Raw genomic sequence first — 243 nt, forward strand, 5'->3', positions numbered from 1 at the left:
GTCACCAAACCACGCCGGGCGTCACTAACGTCCGTGGTCAATACAGCTAGCGAGACATCCATTGCTCCGTAGTCGTCGTTTTGAAGGGTGAAAACGACAAATGCGTGGGCCCACGCCGGCAGGGTCCCCTGGCCGAGCTTGCGAGGTTACGGTGCCAGTGGGGAGCAATGGATGGGAGTGGGCTGCGTCCAAGCCCCTCCATTACGACGACGGCCCCGCACCTTTCGCGAAAGGTGCGGGGCC

This window comes from Pseudarthrobacter phenanthrenivorans (assembly GCF_036455295.1).
Lineage (GTDB): Bacteria > Actinomycetota > Actinomycetes > Actinomycetales > Micrococcaceae > Arthrobacter > Arthrobacter phenanthrenivorans_C.